The 20,056-nt window shown below is 67.9% G+C and carries 18 protein-coding genes and 3 tRNA genes; 15 read left to right on the top strand and 6 right to left on the bottom strand.

Going from position 1 to position 20,056, the window contains the following annotated elements:
* Positions 1-156 precede the first annotated feature (156 nt).
* The 5 genes from AB0280_RS13735 (at position 157) to AB0280_RS13755 (ending at position 7,245) form a co-directional block, all read left to right on the top strand.
* Positions 157-1,197, top strand: coding sequence for a universal stress protein (locus AB0280_RS13735; RefSeq protein ID WP_159633685.1), 1,041 nt, complete (start codon positions 157-159; stop codon positions 1,195-1,197).
* Positions 1,198-1,235: 38 nt separating this feature from the next.
* The gene (locus tag AB0280_RS13740; protein ID WP_370871737.1) at positions 1,236-4,100 is read left to right on the top strand and encodes a PEP/pyruvate-binding domain-containing protein; all 2,865 of its coding nucleotides are present in this window, start codon (positions 1,236-1,238) and stop codon (positions 4,098-4,100) included.
* A gap of 84 nt (positions 4,101-4,184) precedes the next feature.
* A complete protein-coding gene (locus AB0280_RS13745; protein ID WP_307487712.1) occupies positions 4,185-5,336 on the top strand; it encodes a LolA family protein in 1,152 nt (383 codons plus the stop codon).
* Positions 5,337-5,381: 45 nt separating this feature from the next.
* Entirely contained in the window at positions 5,382-6,371 is a 990-nt protein-coding gene (locus tag AB0280_RS13750) for an ABC transporter ATP-binding protein (protein ID WP_307487714.1), read from the top strand.
* Positions 6,361-7,245, top strand: a complete 885-nt coding sequence (locus AB0280_RS13755; protein WP_224024654.1) for an ABC transporter permease — start codon at positions 6,361-6,363, stop codon at positions 7,243-7,245. Before AB0280_RS13750 ends, AB0280_RS13755 begins: the two co-directional genes overlap by 11 nt.
* Positions 7,246-7,293: 48 nt before the next feature.
* Here the strand turns inward: AB0280_RS13755 and AB0280_RS13760 are convergent, their stop codons facing one another.
* The 4 genes from AB0280_RS13760 to AB0280_RS13775 form a co-directional block, all read right to left on the bottom strand.
* Entirely contained in the window at positions 7,294-8,775 is a 1,482-nt protein-coding gene (locus AB0280_RS13760; RefSeq protein WP_366367538.1) for a C40 family peptidase, read from the bottom strand.
* A 183-nt stretch (positions 8,776-8,958) separates the two neighbouring features.
* Positions 8,959-9,879 carry a cation diffusion facilitator family transporter gene (locus tag AB0280_RS13765; RefSeq protein ID WP_275181015.1) on the bottom strand — a complete coding sequence of 307 codons (921 nt, stop codon included), beginning with the start codon at positions 9,877-9,879 and terminating at the stop codon, positions 8,959-8,961.
* A gap of 10 nt (positions 9,880-9,889) precedes the next feature.
* The gene (locus AB0280_RS13770) at positions 9,890-10,318 is read right to left on the bottom strand and encodes a metallopeptidase family protein (protein WP_275181014.1); all 429 of its coding nucleotides are present in this window, start codon (positions 10,316-10,318) and stop codon (positions 9,890-9,892) included.
* Positions 10,319-10,327: 9 nt separating this feature from the next.
* Positions 10,328-11,299 (bottom strand): DMT family transporter, encoded by a 972-nt coding sequence (locus tag AB0280_RS13775; protein WP_370871738.1) that lies wholly within the window; start codon positions 11,297-11,299, stop codon positions 10,328-10,330.
* Between the two features lie 79 nt (positions 11,300-11,378).
* On the opposite strand from AB0280_RS13775, the gene AB0280_RS13780 reads away from it, so the two are divergent.
* Positions 11,379-12,062, top strand: coding sequence for a DsbA family protein (locus AB0280_RS13780; RefSeq protein WP_307487723.1), 684 nt, complete (start codon positions 11,379-11,381; stop codon positions 12,060-12,062).
* Positions 12,063-12,104: 42 nt separating this feature from the next.
* On the opposite strand, the gene AB0280_RS13785 is transcribed toward AB0280_RS13780, so the two are convergent.
* Positions 12,105-13,121, bottom strand: coding sequence for a PHP domain-containing protein (locus AB0280_RS13785; RefSeq protein ID WP_224024664.1), 1,017 nt, complete (start codon positions 13,119-13,121; stop codon positions 12,105-12,107).
* Between the two features lie 164 nt (positions 13,122-13,285).
* Here AB0280_RS13785 and AB0280_RS13790 point away from each other — a divergent pair.
* From AB0280_RS13790 to AB0280_RS13830, 9 genes are all read left to right on the top strand, one after another.
* A tRNA-Glu gene (locus tag AB0280_RS13790) sits at positions 13,286-13,358 on the top strand.
* A 91-nt stretch (positions 13,359-13,449) separates the two neighbouring features.
* Positions 13,450-13,523 (top strand) — tRNA-Asp (locus tag AB0280_RS13795).
* 48 nt (positions 13,524-13,571) lie between these two features.
* Positions 13,572-13,647, top strand: a tRNA-Phe gene (locus tag AB0280_RS13800).
* Positions 13,648-14,141: 494 nt separating this feature from the next.
* The gene (locus AB0280_RS13805; RefSeq protein WP_307487726.1) at positions 14,142-15,734 is read left to right on the top strand and encodes a glycoside hydrolase family 68 protein; all 1,593 of its coding nucleotides are present in this window, start codon (positions 14,142-14,144) and stop codon (positions 15,732-15,734) included.
* Positions 15,735-15,933: 199 nt separating this feature from the next.
* Entirely contained in the window at positions 15,934-16,383 is a 450-nt protein-coding gene (locus tag AB0280_RS13810) for an Asp23/Gls24 family envelope stress response protein (protein WP_224024667.1), read from the top strand.
* Positions 16,380-16,571, top strand: coding sequence for a hypothetical protein (locus AB0280_RS13815; protein WP_159633655.1), 192 nt, complete (start codon positions 16,380-16,382; stop codon positions 16,569-16,571). Before AB0280_RS13810 ends, AB0280_RS13815 begins: the two co-directional genes overlap by 4 nt.
* Entirely contained in the window at positions 16,568-16,948 is a 381-nt protein-coding gene (locus tag AB0280_RS13820) for a hypothetical protein (RefSeq protein WP_307487731.1), read from the top strand. The genes AB0280_RS13815 and AB0280_RS13820 overlap by 4 nt, the downstream gene beginning before the upstream one ends.
* Positions 16,945-17,583 carry a hypothetical protein gene (locus AB0280_RS13825; protein WP_366367541.1) on the top strand — a complete coding sequence of 213 codons (639 nt, stop codon included), beginning with the start codon at positions 16,945-16,947 and terminating at the stop codon, positions 17,581-17,583. The genes AB0280_RS13820 and AB0280_RS13825 overlap by 4 nt, the downstream gene beginning before the upstream one ends.
* Positions 17,580-18,191, top strand: coding sequence for a hypothetical protein (locus tag AB0280_RS13830; RefSeq protein WP_307487734.1), 612 nt, complete (start codon positions 17,580-17,582; stop codon positions 18,189-18,191). Before AB0280_RS13825 ends, AB0280_RS13830 begins: the two co-directional genes overlap by 4 nt.
* Positions 18,192-18,223: 32 nt before the next feature.
* Here AB0280_RS13830 and AB0280_RS13835 read toward each other — a convergent pair whose 3' ends face one another.
* The gene (locus tag AB0280_RS13835; protein ID WP_307487736.1) at positions 18,224-20,032 is read right to left on the bottom strand and encodes a glycoside hydrolase family 13 protein; all 1,809 of its coding nucleotides are present in this window, start codon (positions 20,030-20,032) and stop codon (positions 18,224-18,226) included.
* Between the last annotated feature and the right edge of the window lie 24 nt (positions 20,033-20,056).

Raw genomic sequence — 20,056 nt, forward strand, 5'->3', positions numbered from 1 at the left:
TGAACAGGCTTGCTAAGCCCTGGGGGACAGAGAATAGTGGGAATCGGGAGCGGTCCTTTTCCTGCCGGTGCCACCGCTGGGCCGGGTGCGCGGGGAGCGGTCCGTTTTCTGGCAGAATAGCCGCAACATCAGGCGTATCGCGAGGAGGCGGCCCCCATGGGCTCACGAGAGTTGCATCCGGACCCGGCCCGGGACGGTGGGGGTGGCGCAACCGCTCCCCACGGCATCGTGGTGGGCGTCGACGGTTCGGACCACGGCCAGTGCGCCCTGGTGTGGGCCGCGCGGGAAGCCCAGCGCCGTCGTCGTCCGCTTCATATCGTCACCGCCTACTCCGTGCCGATCTTCGCCGCGTCCGGCCTGGACGGGGGCTACGCCACCGTGGATGATTCCGTCATCCGCGAAGGCGCCGAAGCCATTGCCCGGCAGGCCCTGGAAAAGGTGGCCGCCTACGACGTGGACGTCAGCTCCTCCGTGGAGAACGGCGACGCCGCCGGCGTCCTGCTGGACATCTCCGAAACCGCGGAACTCCTGGTGGTCGGCACCCGCGGCCGCGGCGGCTTTGTGGGCCGGCTCCTCGGATCAGTCAGCAGTGCCCTGCCCGCCCACGCGAAATGCCCCACGGTGACGGTTCCGTTGTTCTGCTCGGACCGGCTCGGTGAGTCCACGGAGGACCGCCGCGTCAAGGCCGAGCAGGCCAGGTCCGGGCACCGGCCGGTGGAGAACGTGGTGGTGGTTGGCGTGGATGGCTCCGAGCAGGCCCGCGTTGCCGTCCTTGAAGCAGCCGACCAGGCCGAACGCCTTGGCGCGTCCCTCCGCGTGGTCTGCGCCGTTCCCCAGTACAGCGGCTCGCTGGCCTGGGTTCCGGCGCCCATGGACCGGAAGGCACTGTTCGATGACATCCGGGTCACCCTGGAGGCCGGCATGGCCTGGCTCCGCAGCCACTACCCCAACCTGCAGGCCGGCTACGAGCTGAAGGACGGCTCGCCGGTGGACGTGCTCGTCGAGGAAAGCCGGCACGTTGAACTGGTGGTGGTGGGCACCCGCGGACGCGGCGGGTTCACCGGAATGCTCCTGGGCTCAACATCAGACGGGGTGCTCCACCACGCCAAGGGCCCGGTCATGGTGGTCCCGGACCGGGAGGACCCCCGCCTGGCCGACCGCGGGCGGTTCGGACCCATCCTGGGCGACGCCGCCTAGACCGCGCTTTTCCGGGCAGCCGGCGGGGGACCGCGGACATGACGCAGCAGATGACAGCCGGTGAGGAGCCCGACGGGCTGGTGCGCGGCCTGGGCAGCCTGCACTCAGGAATGCTGGCACTGGTGGGCGGCAAGGCAGCCAACCTAGGGGAGTTGTTGTCCGCCGGGTTGCCGGTTCCGGACGGCTTTTGCCTCACCACCGCCGCGTACTGGCAGGCCATCGGCGCCCCCGATGCCCTGCTTCCCGCGTTGGCAGCGGTTTACGCCACCCTGGAGGAGACGGCAGGGGCCGCCGCTGGGGACCTTCCCGATGTAGCCGGACTGGCCGCAACGGCACGGGCAGCAATACTTGCAGCTCCGGTTCCGGCAGCCGTAGCCCGCGCCGTGGAGCAGGCCTATACGGCACTGGGTCCCGGCGTCGCGGTGGCAGTGAGGTCCTCGGCCACCGCTGAAGACCTTCCCTTCGCCAGCTTCGCCGGCCAGCAGGACACCTTCCTGAACGTCGTGGGAGTGCCCGCGGTGCTGGACGCCGTCCGGAGGTGCTGGGCGTCGCTGTGGACGGAGCGGGCAACCGCGTACCGGGCAAGCCTCGGAATCGACCCGGCAGCCGTGTCGCTCGCGGTGGTGGTCCAGCGGATGGTGGACGCCCAGACCGCGGGCGTGATGTTCACGGCGAATCCCCTCACCGGCAGCCGCCGGCAGGTGGTCATCGACGCCAGCCCCGGCCTCGGCGAGGCCGTGGTCTCCGGCGCCGTCAATCCGGACCACTTCGTGGTGGACGCCCTGACCGGCAGGGTGCTGGAACGGAAACCCGGCGATAAGGGCGTGGAGATACGGCCGGTTGCGGGCGGCGGGACCGAAATCCGCCACGTGCAGGCCGCCCAGGGCACCGCGTGCCTTCCGGACAGCCAGGTGGCTGGCCTGATGCGGTTGGGGCTGCAGGCCCAAGGGCATTTCGGTGCCCCGCAGGACATCGAGTGGGCCGTCGACGGCGCGGATGGGCTGTGGCTCACGCAGTCCAGGCCCATCACCACGCTCTACCCGGTCCCGAAAAGCAACGGTGCTGCCGGCAGGGTGCCGCAGGCAGCGTCCGCCGCTGGGGGGACCAGGGCCTACCTCTGTTTCAGCCTCGCGCAGGGACTGACACGGCCGCTGACGCCCATGGGCCTGGCTGCAGTGCGCCTCATCGCTTCCTCCGTCGCCACCGCAGCCGGCTTCCCTGTTCCCGATCCACGGGAAGGGCCGTCCCCCTACGCCGAGGCGGGTCAGCGGATTTACGTCGACTTCACCACTCCCATCCGCAGCACCGTTGGCCGGCGGCTCGTTCCCCGGGTCTTCGACATCATGGAGGCACGGACGGCAACCGTCGTGCGGCAGTTGTTCGCGGACCCAGCTTTTTCGGTGACCACCAGGTCGCCCCTCGGGCTGCTGCGCCACGTCGGACCCGCGGCAATCCGCACAGAGGTTCCCACCACCTTCCTCCGTGCGCTGGTCCGCCCCGGTGCCGCCCTCCGCCGGCTGGACCGCTTCACCCGGACGTTCGAGGTGTCCCTGGCTCCCGGCGGCGCAGCCGGCGCCCTGGCCCGCCTGGACCACGCCGAGTCCCTCGTGGGATCGCGCCTGTTCCCCATTGTTCCGGCCATCCTTCCCCTTCCCGCCCTGGGCTTCGCGATGCTCGGCGTTGCCGGAAAGCTCGTGGGCGGCAATGCGTGGGACGGGCTGCAGCCGGTGATCCGCGGCCTGCCCAACAACGTCACCACGGAAATGGACCTGGAATTGTGGCACCTGGCGCAGGCGATCCAGGAAGACACCGAATCACGCACCGCACTGATGGCCCGCGATCCCGCCGCCCTCGCAGCCGCTTTCCAGGCCTGCGAGCTGCCTGCGCGCCTGGACGCGGGCCTCGCCAGGTTCCTGGACAGATACGGCCACCGGGCTGTCGGCGAGATCGACGTCGGACTGCCCCGGTGGTCGGAGGAACCGGAACACATCCTGGGCATCCTCGCCAACTACCTCCGGCTGGACGACCCCGCCCTGGCACCGGACGCCCAGTTCAGCAAAGCCGCCGAGGACGCAGAAGCGCAGGTTGACCGGCTCGTGGCCCGGGCCGCTGCCCGCAGCAGGATCCGGGGACGGCTGGTGCGTGCCGCACTCCGGCGGGCGCGCATGTTCGCCGGCCTGCGGGAGCTGCCGAAGTACCAGTTGGTGCTTGGCCTTGGGGAAGTCCGCCGGCAGCTGCTCCTGGTGGGTACCGAACTGGAACAGGCAGGCACGGTGGAACGGCGGGATGACGTGTTCTTCCTCGATTTCGCGGAAGTCCGCCAGGCATTGACCCGAACAACCGCGGGCAGCCCGGCGCCTGCCCCGGACCTGAAAGCACTCGTGGCGGCCCGGCGCCAGGACTACGCCCTGGAGCTCAGGCGCCGGCACATCCCCCGGGTGCTGCTTTCGGACGGCACCGAACCCGAGGCGGTGCGGGCCGCCGGAACCGCCGCGAACGGAACCGGGTCCAACGGAAACCTGGCCAACGGGACCCTGGCCGGCAGCCCGGCCTCGGCCGGGACGGTGACCGCTGCGGCGCGGGTCATCCTGGATCCCGTCGGAGCGCGCCTGGAGCCGGGCGAGATCCTGGTTGCACCGTCCACGGACCCGGGCTGGACTCCGCTGTTCCTGACGGCAGGAGGACTGGTGATGGAGATGGGCGGACCCAACTCCCACGGCGCCGTCGTGGCCAGGGAATACGGCATCCCCGCAGTTGTTGGCGTGGCGGACGCCACCGCCCTGATCAGCACGGGCCAAAAGATAACGGTCGACGGCGGCGCGGGAACCGTCGTGCCGGAACGCACCGGTACGCCGCAAAACGGGAAAGTTCCCAAGGGCACGGACCCACCTGCACGGGCGTAGTCTTGATCCATGGGCTCCAACAGGCTGGATTCCAGCGGACCGTTCCAACACGTACAGGTGCAACGAAACAGCACAAGGCGCAGGATGTGGCTGCGGTGGCTGCCCGCCGTCGCGGCTCCGGTGGTCATTGCCTCCGGTGCCCTGATCGGGTCCCTTCCGGCCGGCGCCAGCGACCCATTGCCGGCCAAGACACCTGCCGAGGTCCTGGAACTGGCGGCCAGCCACCAGGTGCGCACGTTCTCCGGGACGGTGGAGCAGTCCGCTGAACTGGGACTGCCGGAACTTCCGGCTGCCGGCAAGCCGTCCGGGTCTGCGTCCGGACCTGCCTCGGCCGGCAGCGTGGCGTCGGTGATCGAGCTGTTGTCAGGCAAGCACACCGCGCGCATCTACGTGGACGGCAAGGACAACGCCCGTGTGCAGGTGATGGACCAACTGGCCGAACGGGACGTGGTCCGCCACGGCAGCGACGTCTGGCTCTACTCCTCAAAGGACAATTCGGCAGCCCACCTGTCCCTGCCCGCGCACACCCAGGACCCTGCCCACACTGAGGATCCCGCGCTTCCGAACGACGCGCACGGCGCACCCGGGATGCACACTCCCGCTGAACTGGCCCAACAGTTCCTGTCGAAGGTGGACCCCAGCACCGCCGTTTCCGTGGGCCCGGACGTTTCCGTTGCAGGGCGCGCCGCCTACAACCTGCTGATCGAGCCCCGCACGGACGCAACATTGGTAGGCAAGGTGGCCATCGCCGTCGACGGTGCCAGCGGGATGCCGTTGTCAGTCCAGGTGACCGCGCGCGGCGCGGATAAGCCTGCCTTCGCGTCCGGGTTCACCAGCTTCTCGCTGGACGCGCCGGACCCGTCACTCTTCGCCTTCACCCCTCCGCCGGGCAGCACCGTCAAGGAACTCCCGGTACCGGACAAATCCCACGATCCCGCCAAATCCCATGACCCCGCCGATGCCCATGGCCCGGGCGCCATGCACGGTGGTGCCAAGGGGAATGTCTCCATAACCGGCACCGGCTGGGAGACGGTGGTGGGCACGGCGGCTGGATCCGCTGCGGCGGCCGCACCACTGCTCCAGGACCCGCTGTTGTCCCAGGCCGCCGTCGCCGTACCCGGTGGCCGGCTGCTGTCCACGGCCCTGCTCAACATCCTGATCACCGACGACGGCCGGATCTTCGCGGGAATGGTGCCGCCGGAGAGGCTGCAGGCCGCAGCAGCAGCGGCCCGGTAGGCCTTGGACGGGCGGGGGAGTGGCAATCGGGCCGGCCCTGGCGGGGTGACTGACGGCCTGGCAATTGAGACGCGGGGCCTCACCAAGCACTTTGGCCAGCAGGCCGCCGTCGACAACGTGGACCTGGCCGTCCCACACGGGACGGTCTTCGGGTTCCTCGGCCCCAACGGCTCCGGCAAGACCACCACCATCCGCATGCTGCTGGGGTTGGCAGCCGCGTCCGCAGGAACGGTGAACCTCCTGGGCCAGGAGATGCCGCAGAGGCTCCACGAGGTGTTGCCGCGCGTGGGCGCCTTGGTGGAAGGGCCGGCCTTCTACCCTTTTCTGTCCGGCGCCGCCAACCTCCACCGGCTGGACTCCGCCAGCCCGCATTCAGTGCCCGCCACGCGCAAAGCCCGCGTGCAACAGGCACTGGAGCGCGTAGGCCTGGAGCACGCGGCGGGGAAACGCGTGCACGCATACTCCTTGGGAATGAAGCAGCGGCTGGGCATAGCCAACGCCCTGCTCTCACCCCGGGACCTGCTGGTACTGGACGAACCCACCAACGGGCTGGATCCGCAGGGCACCCGCGAAGTGCGCAACCTGGTGCGCTCCCTGGCACACCAGGGCACCACTGTGTTCGTGTCCAGCCACCTGCTGGCCGAGGTGGACCAGATGTGCACCCACGCTGCTGTCATGAGCGCGGGAAAGCTCGTGGCACAGGGTCCCCTGGCCGAACTGCGGCAGGCCGGAAGCACCCGCCTGCGGTTGGTAACGCCCGACGGCGGCGCGGCGCGGCAGGTCCTGGCAGGGCTGGGGCTGGCACCCGGCCCGGGGGACCAGGAGGCACAGGCTTCCCAGCGCGCACAGCTGGATGGGGAGACCATTGTTGCGGCGATGGGTGCCGCCGCCGGGCAGCCTGCCGTGCTCCCGGAGGACGTTGTGGCGCACCTGGTGCAGGCCGGCGTCCGCGTCCGGGGCTTCGCCATCGAGCGTGAAAGCCTTGAAGACCGCTTCGTTGCCCTGACCGGGGAAGGATTCGACGTTGCCCAGTAGCGTTCCCGCGGACATACCGGAAACCGCCAAAGCCACCCGGACGGCCGCCGCGCCGCGCGGCCCGGGACTGTCCCTTCTGGGGTCTGAGCTTAAGGTGCTGTTCGGGCGCCGGCGGACCTGGGCGCTGCTCCTGGCGCTCGCCGCCATCCCGGTCCTCATTGCCGTGGCCGTGAAGGTTTCCTCTGCGGTCCCACCGGGGCGGGGTCCTGCGTTCCTCGACCGGATCACCCAGAACGGGCTGTTTGTGGCCTTCACCGCCATGCTGGTCTCCGTCCCGTTGTTCATGCCGCTCGCAGTGGGGGTGGTGGCGGGGGACACGATCGCCGGGGAGGCCAACCTGGGGACCCTCCGGTACCTCCTGGTGGCGCCGGCAGGGCGGGTGCGGCTCCTGTTGGTCAAGTATGCGGGGGCGCTGGCCTTCTGCATCGTGGCTCCGCTCACCGTTGGATTGGCGGGCGCGGCGATTGGTGCGGCGCTGTTCCCGGTCGGCCCGGTGACACTGCTCTCCGGCGGGGTGGTCCAGCCCGCCGAGGCTGCCCTGCGGATAGTGCTCATCGCCGCCTACCTCGCGGTGTCGCTGGCCGGGCTGTCGGCGATCGGACTGTTCCTGTCCACCATGACGGTGGTTCCCGTTGGGGCGATGGCCGCAACGGTGGTGGTCTCGGTGGTTTCGCAGGTCGCGGACCAGCTTCCGCAGTTGGACTGGCTGCACCCGTGGCTCTTCAGCCACTACTGGCTTGGTTTCGCCGACATGCTCCGCCAGCCCGTGGTGTGGGATTCCTTCCTGGACAATGCCCTGCTCCAGGCCGGCTACGTGGCAGTGTTCGGCGCGCTCGCCTATGGCCGCTTCGTCACCAAGGACATCCTGAGCTGACGACGGCGGCGGGAGCCTTCAGGATCCGCCGCGCGCCCAGTCCGCTGGTCAGTAGCGGGCGGCGTACGGATACAGGTCCATGCCCACCATTGAGCTGATGCTGGAAACCATGATGCCTTCCTGCGGGTTCAGCGCCTGCACCACCTGGCCGTTCCCCAGATAGATGGCCACATGGTAGAAGTTCGGCGCGGAACCCCAGACCAGCAGGTCGCCGCGGCGGGCCTGCGAGATGGGAACGTGGACCGGGGCGGCGGCATACTGCTGGGATGCGGTGCGGGGAAGGTACGTTCCGGCCGCAGCGAAGGCATTCTGCACCAGGCCCGAACAGTCAAAGCCGTACACGCCCGTGCCGCCCCACTGGTAGAAGTACGGCGCGCCCACCTTCCCCAGGGCAACCGAAATGGCTGCCTCATACGTGCCCGAGCCAGTGGGAGGCGCGGGGGCCGGAGCCGGAGCTGGAGCCGGGGCCGGGGCGGGCGCCGGTGCCGGAGCAGGGGCTGGCGCAGGGGCAGGCGCGGCGGGTGCAGGTGCCGGGGCTGCCGGAGCAGGAGCCGGCGCCACTGGGGCCGGAGCCGGAGCAGCAGGCGCTGGACCGGCCGGTGCGGGGGCCATGTCCTGGCCGCCGCCGTTCCGTGTGGCGGGCCGGTTTTGGGCGGCGTTGTCCTGGGCTGCCTTCTCCTGGGCTGCCTTGTCCTGCTCTGCCTTCTCCCGGGCGGCCTGGTCCGCGGCGGCGGACAAGGCGGCAAGGCGTGCCTCTTCGCGTTGCCGGTCAAGGGCATCCACCCTGGCCGATTCGAGCGCCACAGTCGTGTTGCCGAGCTGGGCCAACTGGTCCACCAGGATGGTCCGCTGTGCCTTGGCATCGGCAACGGCTTTGACCTGCGCGGCGTTGGCCTGTTCCGCCTGGGACTTCCGTTGCTCGGCCGTCTTTGCAGCGTCATCGGCGGCTTTGGTGGCGTCCTCTGCGGCGGCGGTCAGGGAACGGTAGGCCGTGGCAGCAGCGTCCGCAGCCTCAAAGGCCCGGCTGCGGCTGGCAGAAAGCGCCTCAAGCGTGGCGGCCTGTTGCAGGCTTTCGCTGCCGCTGGCCAGCGTTCCCAGGGTGGGGTTCAGGCCGCCATTGCGGTACAGGTCACCGGCGAGCTGTCCCACCTGCTTCCGGGTTTTGTCCTGCTGGTCGCGCGCGGAAGAGGCCTTGGCAGCCGCAACTGACGCCGCTTCGGTCCGCTGCTGCAGCTCCACGAGCGCCTCGCTGTAGGAGTTGTTGGCCTGCATGGCCACCGCGAAGGCTGCCTGTTGGGCTGTGGAGGCATCCGCCAAAATGCGCTCAATCGCGGTGACCTGGTCCGCCGTCGCGGCTTCACTGGCTTTCGCTGCTGCGATATCGTCCGGCGAGGGAATCGCTGGCGACGCCGGAAAGGCCACGGGGGCCAATGGCGCCGGTACCGCGAGTGCGGGTGTTGCCACGGATGCAAAGAGTACGACGGCGGCGCACAGCGCAGCCGTCCTGCGGCCGGATCCGGGTAAAGCCATCTGCAGAGACCTCGCAACGGTAAGACTGGGAGTGAGGTTCTGGATGCGGCACGACCGTGCCCCTCAGCTGCTCGCCAGCAGTCCGAGGCTACGTGACCTTTTGCACATTGGCAACAACAGTCACATCAATAACATAAACCACAAGCGTGTCATTTTCCCGTGAATTTGACGGGTGTGTCGGGGTCAGGCGTGTTGGTGTTCCTCGTGCTCTGAGTGGCTCGCAGGCTCCAGCTGGAAGGTGCAGTGGTCGGTATCGAAATGGGAACCCAGGCACGTGATCAGCTTGTCCAGCAACTGGTCGGCGCCCCGTGCGTTGAGCACGCCGTCCTCCACCACCACATGGGCCGAGAAGACGGGGACACCGGACGTGATGGTCCAGATGTGGATGTCATGGACATCGGTCACGCCGGCAACCGAGAGGATGTGCTCGCGGATCATTTGCACCTCCACGCCCTTCGGACTGGCCTCCAGCAGGACATCCACCACGTCGCGCAGCAGGCTCCAGGCCCGCGGCAGGATCATCAGTGCGATAAGGACGGAAGCGATGGTGTCCGCTGCCTGGAAACCTGTGGCCATGATGACGACGGCGGCAATGATGACGGCCACCGAACCCAGGAGGTCGCCCAGTACCTCCAGGTAGGCGCCACGGATGTTCAGGCTTTCATCCTGCGCCCCACGCAGGATCAGCAGCGATACCAGGTTCGCCACGGCGCCGAGGATGGCCGCAAACAGCATGATGTCCGTCTGCACTTCCGGGGGCGCCCCGAACCGGCGGATGGCCTCCGTGAAAATCACAACGGAGATCACGATCAGGATCAGTGCATTCGCCAACGCCGCGAGCACCTCTGCCCGCTGGTAGCCGTAGGTCCGCTGGTCGCTCGCCGGGCGGCCGGCGATCCAGGCGGCAAGCAGTGCGATGGTGACGCCGGCCGCGTCGGAGAGCATATGGCCGGCGTCCGCGAGCAGGGACAGCGAACCGGACAGCACCGCTCCCACGATCTGGATGAGGACGACGCCAAGCGTGATGCCCAGGACGGCCACCAGGCGTTTCCGGTGCCGCCCGGTGGCGGTGATCCCGTGGCTGTGGCTGTGGTCGTGTCCCATGCTTACAAGGCTAGCCCCAGCCCAGCTCGTGCAGCCGGACATCGGAAATGCCGAAGTGGTGCGCGATTTCATGGACCACCGTGACGGCCACTTCGTGGATCACGTCCTCCCGGGAGGAGCAGATCTCCAGGATGGGTTCGCGGAAAATGGTGATCCGGTCGGGAAGGGAACCGGCGTCCCACCATGAATCGCGTTCGGTCAGCGGGACGCCTTCGTACAGCCCCAGCAGGACGGTGTCCGGATCTTCCCCCGGACCGGGCACGTAGTCGTCGTCGATGAAGACTGCCACGTTGTCCATGGCACGGGCCAGCCGGTCCGGGATGCTGGCCAGGGCATCCTCGACGGCCGCCTCGAATTCGTCAGGAGACATGGTGAACCCGGACGGTTCGTGCGGGCCGTCGGGAAGGATAGGCAGTCCCGGCGGGAGGCTGGCTGGCATACTCCGACTCTAGCGCCCGGGCCGCTGCCCGGGTGCCCGCGTCCTGCGCCGGGTCAGCCCTACGCCCACCAGGCACACCAGCCCGCCCACCAGTCCCCAGGCGGTAGGGATTTCACCGAGCAGCAGCCAGGAGATGAGCACCGTGGTCCCGGGCACCAGGTAGGTGGTGGCGGCAAGCTTCCCGGCGTCCACCAGGGACAGGGCGTAAGCCCAGGTGGTAAAGGCAATGGCCGTGGGGAAGACACCGAGGTACACCAGCGCCCAGGTGGCCTCCGGGGGAGCGGCCTGCACTTCGGACGCCAACTGCCCGGCGAACGGCAGGCAGCACAGTGCTCCCACCACGATGCCGAACCAGGTGGCCTGCGCCGCCGGGAACTTCCGCACCACCGGTTTCTGGATGATGACGCTGACTGCGGCGAGCACCGCCGCGAGGAGGCAAAGCGCCACGCCTGCCAGGTCCGCCGTCGAACTTTCCCCGGGGCTGCGCGGCTGTCCGGAACCCAGGGCGATCAGTGCAACACCCGTGAAGGCCACCGTGCTGCCGATGAGCAGCCAGCGGGGAAAGCCCTCCTTGAGGAAGATGCCGGCCATGATGGCCACCAGGATCGGGTTGACGTTGATCAGCAGGGCGCTGGTGCCGGCATCAAGGATGTGTTCGGCGGCGTTCAGGGCAACGTTGTAGCCGCCGAACCACATCACGCCATAGGCCAGGATGGGCAGCCATTCGCGCCCCCTGGGCAGCACCCGGCTCCTGAGCAGCTGCGGCACCACCAGGAACGCGAGGACAACGGCGGCGACCGCCAGCCTGCCGAGCGTCAGGGCTCCGGGGGAGAAGTGCGGCCCGATGGCGCGGATGCCGACGAACGCGGAGGCCCACAGCACCACGGTAACCACCATGGCCGCCACGCCAAGGGCCTTCACGGGCGTGGGTGCTGCGGCGGGGGAAGCCAGGGGCTGGCGGGCGGGGCTGGTGGAAGGCATGAGTCAAATGTACGGCTGCTGCAGGCACCGAACTGGCGGAAATCGGCCATGTGGGTGCCCGCGGGCTAGGATGCGGACCATGTCCTCTCCTTCGGCTCCCGGCCGTGACACCCCGCGCCTTGTCAGGAAGATCATCTGGATCGCCTTGGCTCTCATCGTCCTGGGCGGCGTTGCCTGGTACGCCATCTTTGCCGCAACGAAGCCCCAGCAGGCGGCGCCTCCGGCCGCGGGTGCTGTGCAACTGGTTCGTGCCGACAGCCACCGCCTCACTGCGCCTGCCGAGGAGAAGGCCCAGCTGGTGGAGTTCCTGGACTTCGAGTGCCCGTCCTGCGGTGCAGTCCATCCTTTCGTGGAGGAGCTCAAGGCGGAGTTCGGGGACAGGATTACTTTCGTCAACAGGTACTTCCCGCTTTCTGCGCACCCCAATTCCGGCCAGGCTGCCCTGGCGGCGGAAGCGGCCGCGCAGCAGGGCCAGTACCAGCAGATGGCCGCCAAGCTTTTCGAAAACCAGTCTCAGTGGGCCGGCAGCCAGCAGTCCCAGGCGCCGCTGTTCCGCACCTACGCCGGGCAGCTGGGGCTGGACCTGGCGCAGTTCGATGCCGTCGTGGCCGACCAGAAGACCGAGGACCGCATCCTGGCCGACATCGCGGACGGCAACGCCCTCGGCGTCACCGGCACACCCACGTTCTTCCTCAACGGTGAGAAGCTCACGCTGTCCACCAAGGCGGACTTCCGCCAGAAGCTGGCAGACGCCGTCAAGTAGCGGCGGTCAGCCCCGCCGACGCTGCCCCGAAGCGAGGCCGCCCTACTTCGTGGCGGCCCAGGCAAGCAGCTTGTCCACCGGCCAGGTGGTGATGATCCGGTCTGCCGGAACGTTGTTGCGGGCTGCCCGTTCGGCACCGTACTGCAGGAAATCCAGCTGTCCCGGTGCGTGGGCATCGCTGTCAATCGAGAACAGGCACCCGGCGTCCAGTGCCAGCTGGATCAGGGCATCGGGCGGGTCCTGCCGCTCCGGGCGGGAATTGATCTCAACGGCAACGTTGTGTTCCGCGCACGCTGCGAAGACTTCCTTGGCGTCGAATTCCGACGGCGGCCGCGTCCCGCGCGAGCCCTCAACGAGCCGTCCCGTGCAATGGCCAAGGACGTTGGTCTGCGGAGACCGGATGCCCCCGAGCATGCGGGTGGTCATGGTTTTCCGGTCCGCACGGAGCTTCGAGTGGACGCTGGCCACCACGATGTCCAGGCGGTCCAGCAGCTCCGGGTCCTGGTCCAGGCTGCCGGATTCCAGGATGTCCACCTCGATGCCCGTCAGCAGCCGGGTGGCCCCGCCGTTGCTGTTGATGCCTGCCACCACGTCCAGCTGCTCCCGCAGGCGCCCGGCGGACAGCCCGTTGGCGATGGTGAGGTTGGGGGAGTGGTCAGTCAGGGCCAGGTATTCGCGGCCCAGCACCTCAGCGGCCGCCACCATCAGCTCAATGGGGGAGCCGCCGTCGGACCATTCGCTGTGGCTGTGCAGGTCGCCACGCAGCGCCGCCCGGAGCTCCGTTCCGCCCGATGCCAGCGGCTGGGCACCCTTCTCCCTGAGGTCCGCCAGGTAGTCAGGGACCTGTCCGTCCACGGCCTGCCGGATCACCGCGTAGGTCCGGTCGCCGATTCCCTTCATGGATTTGAGCCGGCCGCTCCGGGCGCGTTCGGCTACTTCCGCGGGGCCGAGGGGGCTGATGGCGGCGGCCGCCTTCCGGAAAGCCTGGACCTTGAACGTGGCCGCGCGTCCGCGCTCCAGCCAGAAAGCGATCTCATTGAGCGCGTCGACGGCATCCATCCGTCCATCTTGACCCGTCCCGGGGCCAAACGGCGGGGTTTTTCACCGATTTTGGAATATTCCCGGTTAGCCCCTATAGTTTTAGAGTCCAGTTCGGAGAAACGCAGAGGACAAAGACGGAAAGCCCCGCTTGACGCCTTTTATTTTGTTCCGAACGGGTTCTGGCCCCCATCGTCTAGCGGCCTAGGACACCGCCCTTTCACGGCGGCGGCACGGGTTCGAATCCCGTTGGGGGTACGCAAGGAACTGGTCAAACAGGCTAAAAAAGTCTGGTAGGCTGGAAGCCTTGAAAAAAGCGGTAGAGATACTGCAAAAGCAAGAAACGCAAGGCCCTGTAGCGCAGTTGGTTAGCGCGCCGCCCTGTCACGGCGGAGGTCGCGGGTTCAAGTCCCGTCAGGGTCGCTCTGATTGTTGGAAGAAATTCCGGCTGTCATGGTGACTAGTCACCTAGGCTCTGTAGCTCAGTTGGTAGAGCGTTCGACTGAAAATCGAAAGGTCACCGGATCGACGCCGGTCGGAGCCACCACTGGGAAGCATCAGTTCTTCGGAACTGGTGCTTTTCTGCTTTAACACCGGTTCGGGCAACCTTGACCAGGCTTCGCCTCTGCCCCTGACGCGGCCTTCCGCCACGTATGAGTGTCCGCCCTGTGGCTAACGCAACATCGCAGCCACCGTCGAGAGAAATCTTTGGGCACCCAACGAAACATTTGACCCCTGCCGACGGGGTGTGGCACGCGCGCGCAATGACTTGCGTAAGCGCTTGCACTCTACTGGGCGGTAACCGGTTCCGGCTCCCGAAACAGGGTTTGAAGTGCTCCCTCCACCCCGTCTACGGTTGAGCGCGGCCGGAGGACAGCATGCTTTCCATCGGCCGGACAGGCCCTACCCAGGCCTGAACCCCACAACACAACGGCGTCCCTGATGACGCCAGAGGTGTTGCCGGGGCCGCGGTTGGTTTCGGGGTTATGGGCACACGCCCGCCTTCCACGAAAAGTTACAACTCCGCGAGAAGAGCAAGACATGCACAAGCACCCCCAACACCGGCTGCTGCGGTGGCGCACCGGCGCCGCAGCGCTGGCGGCAACCCTGGCCGCCTCGGCCTTGCTGGCCGTCCCCGCGGCACAGGCCAACGAGCCTTCCGACCCGCCTGCCGTCCAGCAGATGCCGGCCCCCGCCCCGGGCTTCCCCCTGCCCACGCAGCACACGCAGCAGGCCTTCGACCCGGCGTCGGACTTCACCTCCAAGTGGACCCGCGCAGACGCCCGGCAGATCATGGCGCAGAGCGACTCCACCGTCGCGCCGGGCGCGAACTCCATGAGCCCGGACGTCACCATGCCGGAAATCCCGCAGGACTTCCCCGCCATGAACGACGACGTCTGGGTCTGGGACACCTGGTCCTTGACGGACGAAAACGCCAACCAGATCAGCTACAAGGGCTGGGACGTCATCTTCTCCCTGGTCGCTGACCGGCACGCCGGTTACGGTTTCGACCAGCGCCACTGGAACGCCCGGATCGGCTATTTCTTCCGGAAGACCAACGCGGACCCGGCCAAGGACAAGTGGAACTACGGCGGACACCTGTTCCTGGACAACACTTCCATCGGCAACACCGAATGGTCCGGCTCCACGCGCCTGATGCAGGGCAACCACGTGAACGTCTTCTACACGGCCACCACGTTCTACGATGTGGCCGAGCGGAACGCCGGCGGCGGCGGAATCGCCCCGGACGCTGTGATCGCCAAGGCGCTGGGAAACATCCACGCCGACCAGAACGGCGTCACGTTCGACGGGTTCCAGCACACCAAGCTGCTGGAACCGGACGGAAAGATGTACCAGACCAAGGCGCAGAACGCCGGGTTCGCATTTCGCGACCCCTACACGTTCGTGGACCCGGCCCACCCCGGGAAGACGTACATGGTCTTCGAAGGCAACACCGCAGCAAAGCGCGGCGACTACCAGTGCAAGGCCGAGGACCTGGGCTACCGCCCCGGTGAGCCCCATGCGGAAAGCGTAACGGACGTCCAGAACAGCGGCGCCTACTTCCAGACAGCGAACGTGGGGCTGGCAGTGGCGGACAACAAGGACCTGACCAAGTGGTCCTTCCTTCCGCCCATCCTTTCCGGCAACTGCGTGAACGACCAGACGGAGCGTCCGCAGATCTTCATCCAGAATGAAAACGGCAAGAACAAGTACTACCTGTTCACCATCAGCCACCAGTTCACCTACGCGGCAGGCATGCGCGGTCCCGACGGCGTGTACGGCTTCGTGGGCGACGGCATCCGCTCGGACTACCAGCCGATGAACAACAGCGGCCTGGCCCTGGGTTCGCCCACGGACCTGAACCTTCCGTCCGAGTCCCCTGAGGCACCCACCCCGAACCAGAACGGCCGGCAGTTCCAGGCATATTCGCACTACGTGCAGCCCGGCGGCCTGGTGCAGTCCTTCATCGACAACGTCAACGGCGTCCGCGGCGGCTCCCTGTCACCGACCGTGAAGATCAACTTCCGCAACGGTGTGTCCCAGGTGGACAGGAACTTTGGCCGGAACGGCCTGGGCCCGTTCGGCTACCTGCCCACCAATGTAAGGGTTGGCGGCGAAGGCCTCTACAAGTAGGTCCTCACGCACCAGCGGCTGGTCGCCGCACGTGATCCAGGCGGGGAGCCCCCAGGGGCTTCCCGCCTGGTTCCTTTTAACCGGCGCGGAATTACCCCGGCGCGGAACGCCATATGCGATGCGGCCCGCCCGCGGGGTTTTCCAGCCCATGTGCCGCAGCCTGGTTATAGGGTGGAACCAACAGAAGGGGGAGTGCCTGATGGAATACCAGAACCCGCAACCCGTGGTGCCAAGCCGTCCTGCCGCCAGTCCGGCTCCCGGTCCGGGACGGACCGTAATTTCCGAGACCGCCGTGGCAAAAGTGGCGGGGATCGCCGCGCGCTCGGTCCCCGGCGTCTACTCCCTCGGTTCGGGTCCGTCCCGTGCCCTGGGCGCCATCCGTGATGCGGTCGGAAGTTCCGATCATGCCGCCGGCGTCCACGCGGAAGTGGGCGAAACGCAGGTAGCCGTGGATATCACCCTGGTGGCCAGCTACGGAACGCCCCTGCACGCCCTGGCCAATGATGTCCGGGCCGCCGTTTACCGGGCAGTTGAAGAACTCGTGGGGCTGCAGGTTATCGAGGTGAACGTCGAAATCACGGACGTCTACGTGCCGCCGCCCGTCAAGACCACCGCGCCGGTTGCTCCCGAACGGGAGGCGCTGCTGTGAACCTCACCGTTGCAGGCACGGCCATGGGCGCGTTCGTGGCATTCATGTCCCTGCAGTTCGGGCTGTGGGGCTTTCTCGTTTCCCTACTTTTCATGGCCATCGGGGCGCTCCTGGGCCGTGCCGCCGAAGGCAAGCTGGACCTGCGCGGCATATTCGATGCCATCACCGGCCGGCGCTCCTCCTCATGAGCTCGCCCGCGCCCGTTGTGCGTGGGCAGGCGCTCAGCGGCCATAACCGGATCAGCACCCAGGCGTTGACCAGCCTTGCCAAGGCGGCTGCGGCGCAGGCGCTGGGAGTCGACGCCCAGGACGTGCGCGCGGACTGGACGGACGACGACGGCCTGCTGGCCTTGTCCCTCGTCACTCCCATCAGCATCCTGCCCTTGCAGTCCGTGGTGCTGGACGCTGCCAGGGTCGGGATCGCGGGCGGATCCATCTGGGACCGCACGGTGAAGGCCAAGGAAAGCATCCTGGCGAGGGTCTCGGAACTGAGCGGCTCGCAGTTGAGCCGGGTGGACATCCGCGTCAGCGGGGCAAAGATCAGTACAGGAGGGCGGGTACGGTGAGCAGCAGCGTGGAAAGCCGCCGGGCCAACAGCAGATCCCGGAGAAGCAACGGCCCGGACATGCGCAGGGTGGTCTACCGCGAAACCCATTCCTCCAGGGCCGTGGTGTCGGTCGTGGCCGCCGTCCTGGTCCTGGTGCTGGCTGGCTACGGCGTCCTCGAGTCCGGCGTTCACGCCGTGGGGCAGCCCGCCTGGTTGATCGAGCCGCAGGTGGCTGCCCAGCGCATCGTCGACCTGCCCGCCGGAATCCCCCCGCTGCTGCTGGCGGCCATCGGCGGTGTGCTGGCCATGCTGGGCCTGGTCTTCCTGCTCAACGGAATCCTTCCCGGGAAACGTGCCCGCCATCTCCTGGCCGGCGCCCCGGGCGAGGGACTCCCGGCCGTGGTGGTGGATGACGAGGTCGTCGCTTCCTCGATCGCCCGGCGCGCGCGGCTGGCCGCCAACGTCACCCCCGACCAGGTCATGGTGGTCGTCTCCCAGCGCCAGGTGCTGGTGAACGTCCGGCCAACCTCCGGTGTGCCCGTGGACGCGGACCGCGTCCTTGGCGCGGTGCGGGATGAGCTGGACCAGATGCTGCTGGAGCCGGCCCCTGTTCCGCGCGTCAACGTGACCCCGACCGGGGTGATCGGAGCATGAACAGCACCCCGGCACTGCTCAACCGCATCCTCCTCACCGTGCTGGGCCTGATCCTGCTGGGCACCGGACTCCTCCTGGTGCTGCTGGCAACCGTGCCCCCGGTGGGCTCCTGGTGGCATTCCTGGTCCGGCGGAGCCTGGGAGAGTGTCAGCCGGCTGTTCGACTCCACCCGTTTCCCGGGCCGGCCGGAGAGCTGGCTGTGGATCGTCGTGGCGCTGGCGCTCCTGGCACTGATGGGGCTCATGGTCGCCTGGATCGCCCAGCAAGGCAAGGGCCGGTCAAACCTGCTGGCCGCCGAATACGATCCCGGAGAGATCCCCGGGGACGTCCGGATAGGCGGCGGGGTGGCCGAGCAGGCCCTCCGGCAGGCCCTTGAAGGACGGCCGGACCTGGCAGGCGCCACCGTCACCACCTACGACGTGAAAGGTTCCCCGGCGTTGAAGGTCCGGCTCCTGCCACGCCAAGGGGTGGCCCCGCACCTGCTCGCAGCCGAGGTCTCCGGGCTCCTGGACGCCCTGGAGTCCGTTGTGGGCAAGGAGATTCCTGTCCTCATCCACATCGGGGCCGGGGCGCGAACACGCTTCAGCCGGGCAGAGCGCGTCCGCTGAACTGCTGCACGGGCAGCCCAGGCACCCTGCTGCTACCGGCCGCCCAGAAGGTACACCGTGCTGTCCACGGGAACCTCCCGCATCCCGGCCCATTCATCGGCCGGTTCGGGACCGCTGGAGAGCGCCACGGTGTAGCCCTCCGGCACAGGGGCGGAGGCGAAGCCCATGTTGGACAGGACCACTACATCCCCGTTCCGGAACGCCAGCAGTCCACTGTCCGGCGCGTGTTCATCAGTCCATTCCACGCTGCCGCTGCCCAGTTGCTGTGCTGACCTGAAGGCCAGCGCTGCCCGGTAGAGCTCAAGGGTTGAGCCCTCCTCGCCATCCTGCTGGTCCGCGGCCAAGGGGCCAAAGCTTTCCGGCTGGGGAAGCCATGGCCCGGACGCGTTGGCGGAGAGTGCCCCGGAGAATCCGAACCCGGGCTGGTCCTGGACCCACGGCAGCGGGACACGGCAGCCGTCACGCCCGATTTCAGCCCCACCCGTCCGGAAGAATGTGGGGTCCTGCCTGGCGGAGTCAGGAAGCGCAGTGTGCTCGGGAAGTCCCAGTTCCTCACCCTGGTAGAGGTAGGCGGACCCAGGCAGCGCCAGCTCAACCAGCGTGGCGGCACGGGCGCGCGCAAGGCCCAGCGCCGCGTCCGGCTGTTCGTCGGCGGGGCCGATGCCCTTCGGGAACGTCGTGGGATCCTTGAGGCCAAACCGGGTGGTGTGCCGTACGGTGTCGTGGTTGCTGAGCACCCACGTACACGGGGCCCCCACTGATGCTGCCGCTGCCAGGGATGCGTCGATGGCGTCCGCCATGCGCTCGGCATCCCACCCTGCCAGCAGGAAATCGAAGTTGAAGGCCTGCTGCATTTCGTCTGGCCGGACATAGCGGGCCAGGCGCTCGGCCGGTTCCACCCAGGCCTCGGCCACCATCATGCGGTCCCCGCCATATTCGGCAAGGACGCGGTTCCAGTCCCGGTAGATGGCGTGGACCCCGTCCTGGTCGAAAAAGGGCGACGGCGGATACATGGGGGACACTGCCCTGTGGGGTTCCTCGGCATCGGTGTGGGCGTGCGGCGCATCACCGGGCAGGTGGCTTTCCCGGTGGGGTGCAGAGGTTCCCTCCACCATTGCTGCAACGCCCTCCCAGTCCGGAAGCCCTGCCTCCTTCACCAATCCGTGGGCGACGTCCACCCGGAAGCCGTCGGCGCCGCGGTCCAGCCAGAAGCGCAGCACTGAACGCATCTCCTCCTGGACTTCCGGGTTGTCCCAGTTCAGGTCCGGTTGCCGGGTGTCAAAGAGGTGCAGGTACCACTGGCCCGGTGATCCGTCGGCTTCATTCACGCGGCTCCAGGCCGGCCCGCCGAAGATGGATTTCCAGTTGTTGGGAGCCCGGTTGCCGTCGCCGGATCCCGGCACCTCGTCCTTGCCGTCCCTGAAGATATACCGGTCCCGTGCCGGGCTCCCCGGGGCGGACGCCAGCGCCTCCTGGAACCATGCATGTTCATCCGAGGTGTGGTTGGGAACGAGGTCCACAATGACCTTCAGGCCGAGGCGGTGAGCTTCCTGCAACATGGTGTCGAAGTCGGCCAGCGAGCCGAAGAGGGGGTCCACCTGGCGGTAGTCCGCCACGTCGTAACCGCCGTCTGCCTGCGGCGACTTGTAGAAGGGTGAGAGCCAGACGGCGTCCACCCCGAGGGCGCGAAGGTAGGGAAGCCTGCCGGTGACGCCGCCCAGGTCGCCCATGCCATCGCCGTTGCCATCGGCGAACGAGCGGGGGTAGATCTGGTAGACCACGGCGTCGGCCCACCAGGCATAGGAGGCTGGACGCGGCGCGGGAACGGACGGATCGGGCATTTGGTTCCCCTCTGATAACTTTTT

The organism is Pseudarthrobacter sp. 902506025 (genome assembly GCF_040702325.1).
Taxonomy (GTDB): domain Bacteria; phylum Actinomycetota; class Actinomycetes; order Actinomycetales; family Micrococcaceae; genus Arthrobacter.